At 62.4% G+C, this 8,849-nt stretch carries 6 protein-coding genes; 3 read left to right on the plus strand and 3 right to left on the minus strand.

Annotation, left to right across the window (positions count from 1 at the left end; translation table 11 throughout):
- Positions 1 to 116: 116 nt before the first annotated feature.
- Together JNL55_RS15265 and JNL55_RS15270 are read right to left on the minus strand one after the other, a co-directional pair.
- Positions 117 to 2,567: a TonB-dependent siderophore receptor gene (locus JNL55_RS15265; protein ID WP_293855010.1), complete on the minus strand. Its 2,451-nt coding sequence runs from the start codon at positions 2,565 to 2,567 to the stop codon at positions 117 to 119.
- 167 nt (positions 2,568 to 2,734) lie between these two features.
- Positions 2,735 to 3,784 (minus strand): right-handed parallel beta-helix repeat-containing protein, encoded by a 1,050-nt coding sequence (locus JNL55_RS15270; RefSeq protein ID WP_293855013.1) that lies wholly within the window; start codon positions 3,782 to 3,784, stop codon positions 2,735 to 2,737.
- 168 nt (positions 3,785 to 3,952) lie between these two features.
- On the opposite strand from JNL55_RS15270, the gene JNL55_RS15275 reads away from it, so the two are divergent.
- From JNL55_RS15275 to JNL55_RS15285, 3 genes are all read left to right on the plus strand, one after another.
- Complete coding sequence (locus JNL55_RS15275; RefSeq protein ID WP_293855016.1) at positions 3,953 to 4,945, plus strand: LysR substrate-binding domain-containing protein; 993 nt, start codon at positions 3,953 to 3,955, stop codon at positions 4,943 to 4,945.
- Positions 4,946 to 5,093: 148 nt separating this feature from the next.
- Positions 5,094 to 6,122 carry a phosphotransferase gene (locus JNL55_RS15280; protein ID WP_293855019.1) on the plus strand — a complete coding sequence of 343 codons (1,029 nt, stop codon included), beginning with the start codon at positions 5,094 to 5,096 and terminating at the stop codon, positions 6,120 to 6,122.
- A gap of 19 nt (positions 6,123 to 6,141) precedes the next feature.
- The gene (locus JNL55_RS15285) at positions 6,142 to 7,413 is read left to right on the plus strand and encodes an aspartate aminotransferase family protein (protein ID WP_293855022.1); all 1,272 of its coding nucleotides are present in this window, start codon (positions 6,142 to 6,144) and stop codon (positions 7,411 to 7,413) included.
- A gap of 4 nt (positions 7,414 to 7,417) precedes the next feature.
- Here the strand turns inward: JNL55_RS15285 and JNL55_RS15290 are convergent, their stop codons facing one another.
- Positions 7,418 to 8,761 (minus strand): peptide MFS transporter, encoded by a 1,344-nt coding sequence (locus JNL55_RS15290; protein ID WP_293855025.1) that lies wholly within the window; start codon positions 8,759 to 8,761, stop codon positions 7,418 to 7,420.
- Between the last annotated feature and the right edge of the window lie 88 nt (positions 8,762 to 8,849).

The following is an 8,849-nucleotide window of genomic DNA, read 5'->3' on the forward strand; positions in this document are numbered from 1 at the left end:
ACTGCACCGGCAGCAGCCAACCGCCGGCGCACCGGCATCCTTAAATACATAGGCATGGTTGCACTCGAATGAGTACCGCGGCTGCCGGACTGCCAGCCGCGGCGGTTGCGGATCGCTTACCAGGTGAACTGGGTCGAGAAGGACACGTTGCGCTCGTCGCCGTAGAAACAGGCGAAGGTACAGGCGGAAACGTATTTCTCGTCGAGCACGTTCTTGATGTTGAACGCGAAGCGCCAGCGCTGCGTGTCGTAGCGGACCGAGAGGTCGTAGTCCTTGTAGCTCGGCACCGTCACCGTGTTGAGCGTGTTCAACGTCTCACCGATGTAACGCAGGCCCGCGCCCACGCTCAGCTCACCCTGCGTGCCGACGCGATAGTGATAGTCGGCCCACAACGAAGCGGTGTTGTCGGGCACCGAGGCCGGCGTGCGCCCGAGGTCGGCACCGTTGCTGCGAATCACTTCGGCGTCGGTGTGAGTGTAGGACGCGATCAGATCCAGGCTCTCGCCGAAAGCGATGCGCCCTTCCAACTCGACGCCGCGCGCACGAATCTCACCGGCCTGCACCGAGAAGCCCGGATGCGCGAGATCCATTGTCAGATTGTTCTGCTGGGTCAATTCATAGACCGCGGCCGTAAAGGCGGCATTGTGCCCCTTGGGCTCGAACTTCACGCCGGCTTCGTACTGGATGCCTTCAGTGGGATCGAACGGTGTCCCGGAGAAGCTGGTGCCACCGAGCGGCTGGAACGATTCGGCGTAGCTCACGTACGGCGCCAGCCCTATGTCCGACAGATACAGGAACCCGACACGCTTGGTGAAGGCATCGGACTCGATCTTGCTGGGCGTGGTCACGCCGGCTGCCGAACGCACCAGGTTGTCGGACTTGGTGTCGTCCCAGCGACCGCCGATGAGCATCATCCAGCGACCGTCGAACTTGATGTGGTCCTGCAGGTAGATGCCCAGCTGCGTGCTATCCGAAAGCTGGCGTGCAGTGGTCGCAGCTCGCACGACGGTCGCGCCGTAGACTGGAGCGTACACATCGAGCGGCGTCACGGTGCCGCTGCGTTGGACGCGCTCGAAGTCACGGTCGCTGTAGTCGAAGCCGGCCAGTGTCGTGTGCTCGAAGCGCCCGTGCGTCCACTTGGCCTGCACTTGATTGTCCACGCTCCAGCCCTTGTCGGCGTCGGCGCGCATGTACGGGAAGCGGTTCACCAGCCGGCGCGTGGCCACGTCGGTAGCAGAGCCCACTTCGATGCCAGCGAAATCTACTTTGTAGTCGAACGCGAGCACGTTCTGGCGCACCTGCCAGGTATCGTTGAACTTGTGCTCGAACAAATAGCCGAGCGTCTTGCCGCGCGGATTGAATTTGTCGAAGCCGGGTTCGCCGACAAACGTCTCGCGATCGATGCGGCCGTTGACGTTCGGCAACACGGAGCCATCGAACGGCTTGCCGTGGTCGAAGGCGGTATTGGTGTCGTGATAGGTCGCGAGCAACGTGAGCTTGGTGCTGTCCGCGATTGCCCAGTCGAGCGCAGCGGAGACGGCGGTCCGCTCGTCCGGAATCTGTTCGATCATGGTCTCGCCGTCGCGCACCAGGCCGGTCACGCGGTAGCCCAAGGTGCCACCTTCAGTCAGCGGCCCGCCGACGTCGACGTTCACCTGGCGGTGGTTCCAACTGCCCACCTGCGCCTTCAACGAATACAGCGGCTCGGCCGTCGGCCGCTTGCTCACCATGTTGATCAGTCCACCGGGCGGGGTCTGGCCATACAGCACCGAGCCCGGGCCCTTGAGCAGCTCGACGCTCTCGTACAGGTAGGGCTCCATCGCACCGCTGGTGGAATTGATCGGGAATTTGCTGCCGTTGACGTACAGCGGCGCCGAGCCGGTGACGTTGAAGCCGCGCACCACGAAGCCGGTGGAGTTACGGCGATTCGCACCGCCGCCGAGCGAATAGATGCCGGCGGAGTAGCGAAACGCCTGCTCCAGCGAGTCGACCGAGCGGGCTTCCATCTGCTCGCTGGTCACCACCGACACCGACAGCGGCGTCTCGATCAGCGGCAGGTCCATCTTCGATGCGGCCCGGCCGGCGGTGGGCTGGTAGAAGCGAACGCCGCGCACGATGATCTCTTCGGGCTCCTTCTCCACGGACTGAGTGCTGGAACTGGCGGGCGCCGCATCCGCCTGGGCCAGGACGATCGAACGCTCGGCACCGGCGGAGCGATAGCTGATCGGGGCCACGCCCGTGGTGGCCGCCGCGGGGCGGATCGAGCGGATGGCGACGGTTCGGGCATCGATGTATTCGTAGGAGAGCCCGGTATTGGCCAGCAATCTCGCCAGCGCTCCTTCCGGCTCGAGGCTACCCGTGAGCGGCGTGCTGATCAGCCGCCGGCTGTCGTCGGAGGCTAGGAAGAACACCTGCAATCCGGTCTGGCGGGCGAATTCGTTGAGCGCGTCGTCGAGCGGCTGGGCGCGAATGTCGATCTGGACTACCCCCGCAGGCGGATCTTGCGCCGCCCAGGCGGTACCCAAGCCCAGCGATCCGGCGACCAGCGCTGCCAACAATGATTTCATCGGCCTCTCCCCATGCTTGTAATGGGCCTCGCAGGTTCGCGAGGCCTGTTACGTAATAGGCTGACGCCGGAGCACCAACTCACTAGTCGCTGAGAGCCAGAATTTTTTTCTGTCGGCACTAGTGACTTCGACCCTGCAGACCCGTCGCTGAATGTGGGGACCTCCCGTCAACGTAACCCAGCTTGGACGGTCTCACCAGCGTTGCCACGCACATCCGGGTCGCCCCTATCGATCAGGGGCGAATCCGGCTGCAAACGATACTGGCCGTCGACACGCGGATCCATCTCGATCACGTTGGGCCCGCGCTGAATGAGCGCACGCTTCTTGGTCTTGGTATTGGCCTGATTGCCGAACAGCGCGCTATGCGCCAACCAGATCCGGCTGCGATCGAGCGCACGCACGGCATAGGGTTTGTTACGTAGTAACAGCGAGTTCGTGACATACATCGCGGCCTCATGTTCGGTATACAGTCCGTCATCCAGATTCCCATCGAACACGCAATTCGTCGCATGCGCCACCGAACGGTCGTAAGCAGCGATGGCGCTGCCGTCGTTACCGCGCACCAGGGAGTTTGTTAGTCGCAGATACGCCGACTCATGCAGCCAGATCGCGACGTGCCCATCCAGGATGCGCACGTTGCGAGCATCGATGATGGTATCGCCGCGTCCCGTGAGGCCCATCTTCTGGAACCGCGAAATAGTGACGTTCGACAGCTGCACGCGACTGTCGATCGCAAAGATGCCGTGACCTTCGTAAATCTCATCCTCCTCCTCGGCGAAACGGAAACCGTCGATCGCAAGCTCTTCGATATTCACCTGGGCGCGATGGACCACGATCGCCGTGGTGGGCGTACCGGTCGCGCCGTCGAGGATGGCCCCGGGCTCTCCGAGCAACGTGAGATTCTTGCCCTCGATGAGCACGAAGCCGCGAATCGTGTGGATCTTATACGGCACGTCTTTGAACGCAGATGCCGTGTAGCGCCCTGCTCGCAATTGAATGGTGTCGCCGTCGGCCGCGGCGTCGACGGCTTGCTGAATGCCTGAGCCGCCGCGAAATTGACAGTCGGACTGCTTGCCATCTTCGGCGCACACAACGTGCGTAGCAGCCTGTGCCGCGACGACCGGGCCGAGTAGCGCAGCGAGCACCGAAATGGCGCGCAAGCTGCTACGAAGGAGACGAGATGGGGCGCGCATCGCCTGCGGGTATCGGGTTGTCATGTACCGATCGTCACATCTTCGGCCTCCCCTGGAGATGACAAATCAAGATGGGGTGGTGCAGATTGCACACCTGTCATGCCAGAATCGAAACGCCGGTCGGCACCCGCCCGCTCAGTCTGGGGCAGCCACGGAGGTACCCGGCAACTGGTCGTGTTGCGAGGTATGAACGTGATCTCCGAAAACTCCCTGGGTGCCAAACCGTCCGCGGCCTCGTTGCCTTCCCGCAAGTCCTTGCCGCCTTTCGAATCGTTGCGCGCCTTTGACGCAGTAGCGCGGCTGGGCGGCATCCGGCGTGCTGCCCAATACCTGTGTCGCGATCACGGTGTGGTGAGTCGCCATCTGCGCACCATGGAAACCTGGGCGGGCGCCAAGCTCATCGAGCGCACACCGACCGGCTCGGTGCTCACCGAGGAAGGCGACTACTATCATCGGCACATCGCGGCGGCGATCGATTCGATTGCCAACGCCACCGTGGAATTGATCAAGCGCGGCGAAACGCATCGGCTGCACATTCGATGCATGCCGGGCTTTGCGCTGCATTGGCTGTCCAGTCACTTGTGGGACTTCGAGCACAACCATCCGGGGTTGGACATCGAAGTTCGGCCCGCCGACCGCACGCCCGACTATCTGATGCAGCATGTGGACGTGGATATCCGCTTCGTCGCCACCTATTCCACCGAACTCAACCTGCCGCCCGAACTGAAGAGCGTGCCGATCGCGCAGACTCCCATCGTGCCGGTGGCGAGCCCCAAATATCTGGCGAAAATGAAGTCGGTTCGGCAGCCGCGCGATCTGCTGAAACATCAGCTGTTGCACGAGGAGAATTTCGATCGCTGGCGCAATTGGTTCAACGTCCACGAGATTTATAACGTCGACCTGACCGGCCCGAGGTTGTGGCAAGGCCATCTCACGCTCGATACCGCGCGCCACGGCCGAGGTATCGCACTCTCCAACCGGCTGATCTGTCATGACGACTTTGCCGCCGGCCGGCTGATCGAGATCGGCCACGGCAACCCCGCTTTCCTGCCCGACGGCATCGGTGTGTACCACTTCGTCGCCAAAACCGATCGTTGGAACTCGCCGTTGATCCACCAATTCAGGCATTGGCTGCTGACCACCGTGGCCCGTGATTTTCCACATCTGAAGCACCCGGACAACTGATCAGCCGGCGTCCGCATCGGCCACCGGGTCAGGGGGGTGGGTTCAGCCATGCACCACCCGGCTCCGCCTTGTCACCCCAGACGCGGCAGCGATGCGGCGATCATGGACTCACCCTCATGGATACGGGCCGTGCCGATACTGACCGACGATGAATGACCTGGATTTGCTACTGGCTGAATTGAGCGCCGCCACGACTCGCACTTCAGAGGAGGTGGTCGCGGCGCTGGTTCGCGATCGCTATGGGCTGAGCGCCGAGGTCGAACGACTCACCGGCGAGCGCGATGAGAATTTTCTGGTACGCGAGGCCAGCGGTTCGCAGTACGTGCTGAAGATCGCCAACCTTGCCGAAGATCCGCAAGTCACCGATTTTCAGATCGCAGCGCTGTTACATCTGCAAGCGGCCGAGCCGGACCTACCCTGCCCTCGGGTGCGACTCGATCTGCGTGGACAGACTCAAACTCACTTCCAAGACAGCGACGGCACCACGCGATCGGCACGCATGTTGTCCTTTCTTTCCGGCAAGCCACTGCGGTTCGCTGAGCGTTCCACCGCACAACGACAGTCGTGCGCGATACTGGCCGCAACCATGGGACGAGCGCTGCGAAGTTTCGAGCACGCCGGCGCGCATCGGCCGCTACTGTGGGATGTCCGTCATCTGCCGAAGCTACGGCAGTTGCTACTCGACCTTCCCGGGCTGCCTGGGGAGGCGACCATGCTGCCGCTGATCGACCAGTTCGACAGCGACGTCGCGCCGCGCCTGGCAGCGCTGCGCCAGCAAGTGATACATAACGACATCAACGATCGCAACGTGATCGTGCAACCGGACGATGACAGCCGCATCGCCGGTTTCATCGACTTCGGCGACATGCTGCATACCGCCCTGATCGTCGATGTGGCCATCATGATCGCGGAGCAGATCACCGACACAGCGACGCTCGAGCAGACGGCCAACGATCTGGCGCGGGCGTACCACGCAACCGTTCCGCTGCTCGACGATGAGTTCGCGCTGCTCAAGCCCCTGATCGCCGCGAGAATGATCATGAGCGTGGTCATCCCTTCGTGGCATCGCCAGCAGCACCCTTCCGGACAACACTACGCCCGCGTCGATCATGACTTCGTGCGTCGACGCATTCAGCTGCTCGAACAGCTGCTGCGTACCGATATCGAACTGTCGTGAGCCTGGCAGGATTCTACCGATGAGCAACACCTCCTCCGACATCACTAGCCTACTGGCACGTCGTCGCCGCCTGCTCGGTCCCACGTACGGACATTTCTATGCCGAGCCGCTGCACTTTGTGCGGGCCGAAGGCGTATGGATGTACGACGCCGAGGGCCGCGCTTATCTCGACGTTTATAACAATGTGCCGGTGGTCGGCCATTGTCATCCTCATGTGGTCGAGGCGCTGTCGCGCCAGGCGCGAACGCTCAACACTCACACGCGTTATCTCACAGACCAGCCGCTGGAACTCGCGGAACGCTTGCTGGCCACCATGCCTGATGAGATCGGACACATGATCTTCACGTGCACGGGTAGCGAAGCCAATGACCTCGCAATCCGCATCGCCAAGGCGACCACCGGCGGTACCGGTGTCATCGTCAGCGAGTTCGCCTATCACGGTATCACTGAGACACTCGCTGGCATGTCGCCCTCCTCCGGCACCGGACAACTGGGTCCTGGCGTGTTCGCCGTACCCGCGCCTATCAGCCAAGCCAGCGCGGCTGATTTTCCAGCTGCGATACAACGCTGTCTCGAGCGCATGCAAGCAGCGAACATCAAGCCCGCGGCCTTGCTGGCTGACACCATCTTCTCAAGTGACGGCGTCGCCTCGCACGCGCCAGGCTTCCTTGCCGACGCGGCCAAACACGTCCGCGCCGCCGGCGGCTTGGTCATCGCTGACGAAGTACAGCCGGGCTTCGCCCGCACAGGTCAGCACATGTGGGGATTCCAACGGCACGGTCTGGTTCCCGATCTCATCACCATGGGTAAGCCCATGGGCAACGGCCACCCGATCGCAGCCCTGGCGGCGCGGCCCGAATTGTTAGAACAGTTCGGCGCACGCACGCGTTACTTCAACACCTTCGGCGGCAACACTGTTTCCTGCGCAGTGGCACTCGCAGTGCTCGACGTGATCGAACGCCAAGGCTTGATGCGTAACGCACACGACATCGGCAACTATCTGCTCGCGGGCCTCGCGCGGCTGGCTGCACAACATCCCTGTCTTGGAGAAGTTCGAGGCGCCGGCTTGTTCATTGGACTACCGGTACTCGCCACGTCCGCTGGCGCCGACGATTCGCGTCAACGCGCGGCTCGCATCGTCAACGCGCTGAAGCAGCGAGGCGCACTGATCGGCCTCGCGGGACCGAAAGCCGATGTGCTGAAGATTCGCCCGCCCCTGACGTTCGGTCGCGCCGAAGCGGATCTATTGCTGGAGCGGCTCGATCAGGCGATTCGCGACAGCTCGACTTGAGCGACTACAGACGAAACACGCGACGGAACCAAGGCCGCAGTACCAGGATCGCCACGGTTCCAGCGATGCCGATGAATGCATGCGCGAGCCAGAATGGCGCGGCATGCAGCGGCTCGTAGAAGCGCCCCAGCCAGCCGCTGACGATACCGCCGATGAAAATGCCCAGATAGTACGTGCCGACCATCGTGGCATTGACCGCAACCGGCGCGGCACGCGATACCAAGGCGAGCGCAATCGGTGCGACATATAAGTAAGCGATCGCTACGCCGAAATGAAACAACACCGGCCATAGCAACAGCACCGGCGCGCCTTGCGCCAACCACTCTCCCGCTGCGAGCAGCAGACAGGTCGCACCGGCAGCCGCACAGCCCAAGCCAATCTTGTTCAGATCGTCGGGCTCGACGCCGCGCCGCGCTTGCCAGCGCCAGAATGCGATAGCCACCGGCGCGAGCAACAGCACAGCCAACGCATCGAGCGACTGAAACCAAGTCACCGGCACTGCCAGGTCGAGCCCGAGCGTGCGATCGACCCGATCGCGCAACCACAGCGGATAAATATTCCAGACCTGCGCTTGCACTATCCAGAACAGCGAGGTGATGGCGAGCATTGTCAGCAACGCCACGACGATGCGTGCATCGCCGGGTTGCAACGTGACTTTGACCCGATCCCGTGCGAGCGTTTCGACCGGCAAGTAACGACTGCCACTCAGATAGATCGCGATGCCGATCAACATTCCGAAGCCCGCGACACCGAAGCCGTAGTGCCATCCATACAGCTCGCCGAGCGTGCCGCAGACCAGTGGCGCCACGAACGCGCCGATGTTGATCGCAGTGACGTAGACGGCGTATGCCGGCTCGCGACGCCGGTCATCACGTGCATAGAGGTTGCCTACTTGTGCGGCCAGATTGCCTTTCAGCAGCCCCGAGCCGACGATGAGCGAGAGCAAAGCCGTGAGGAACAGCGTCTCGAACGCCATCATGAAATGGCCGGCCGCCATTGCGACGGCGCCCAGCAGCACGGCGCGACGCCGTCCGAGCAAACGATCGCCGAGCAGACCGCCCAGCACCGGCACGAAATAAATCAATGCCACGTACAGTCCGAAGATCTGCGAGGCCAACGCCGGTACTGCGAGCGCACCGAACACGCCTTCAATAGCAGCGCGCAACCCGCTGAACCCGGCGACGGTGTCCACAGTGCCCGGCTGTAGCAAATAGCCGGTCATGTACAGCATCAACAGCGCCTGCATGCCGTAGAACGAGAAGCGCTCCCACGCTTCCGTGAAGGCAATATAGGCCAGGCCCTTGGGATGGCCCAGGAACAACGGATCCTGTGTTACTGGTGCGCCCAAGCTTTTTTCCATTCGACGATGTTACGAGTCCGGCCCGCTTCCCAATAGAACTTGGAGCGCGGCCGGTCATAGTTGCCGATCTCGTTCA

It is taken from the genome of Steroidobacter sp. (assembly GCF_016790065.1).
In the GTDB taxonomy this organism is placed as follows: Bacteria; Pseudomonadota; Gammaproteobacteria; order Steroidobacterales; family Steroidobacteraceae; genus Steroidobacter.

What these genes read in the sequence shown, in the direction of transcription:
- JNL55_RS15265 (WP_293855010.1), bottom strand. Translation starts at nt 2,567, where the DNA reads ATGAAATCATTGTTGGCAGCGCTGGTCGCCGGATCGCTGGGCTTGGGT.
- JNL55_RS15270 (WP_293855013.1), bottom strand. Translation starts at nt 3,784, where the DNA reads ATGACAACCCGATACCCGCAGGCGATGCGCGCCCCATCTCGTCTCCTT.
- JNL55_RS15280 (WP_293855019.1), top strand. Translation starts at nt 5,094, where the DNA reads ATGAATGACCTGGATTTGCTACTGGCTGAATTGAGCGCCGCCACGACT.
- JNL55_RS15285 (WP_293855022.1), top strand. Translation starts at nt 6,142, where the DNA reads ATGAGCAACACCTCCTCCGACATCACTAGCCTACTGGCACGTCGTCGC.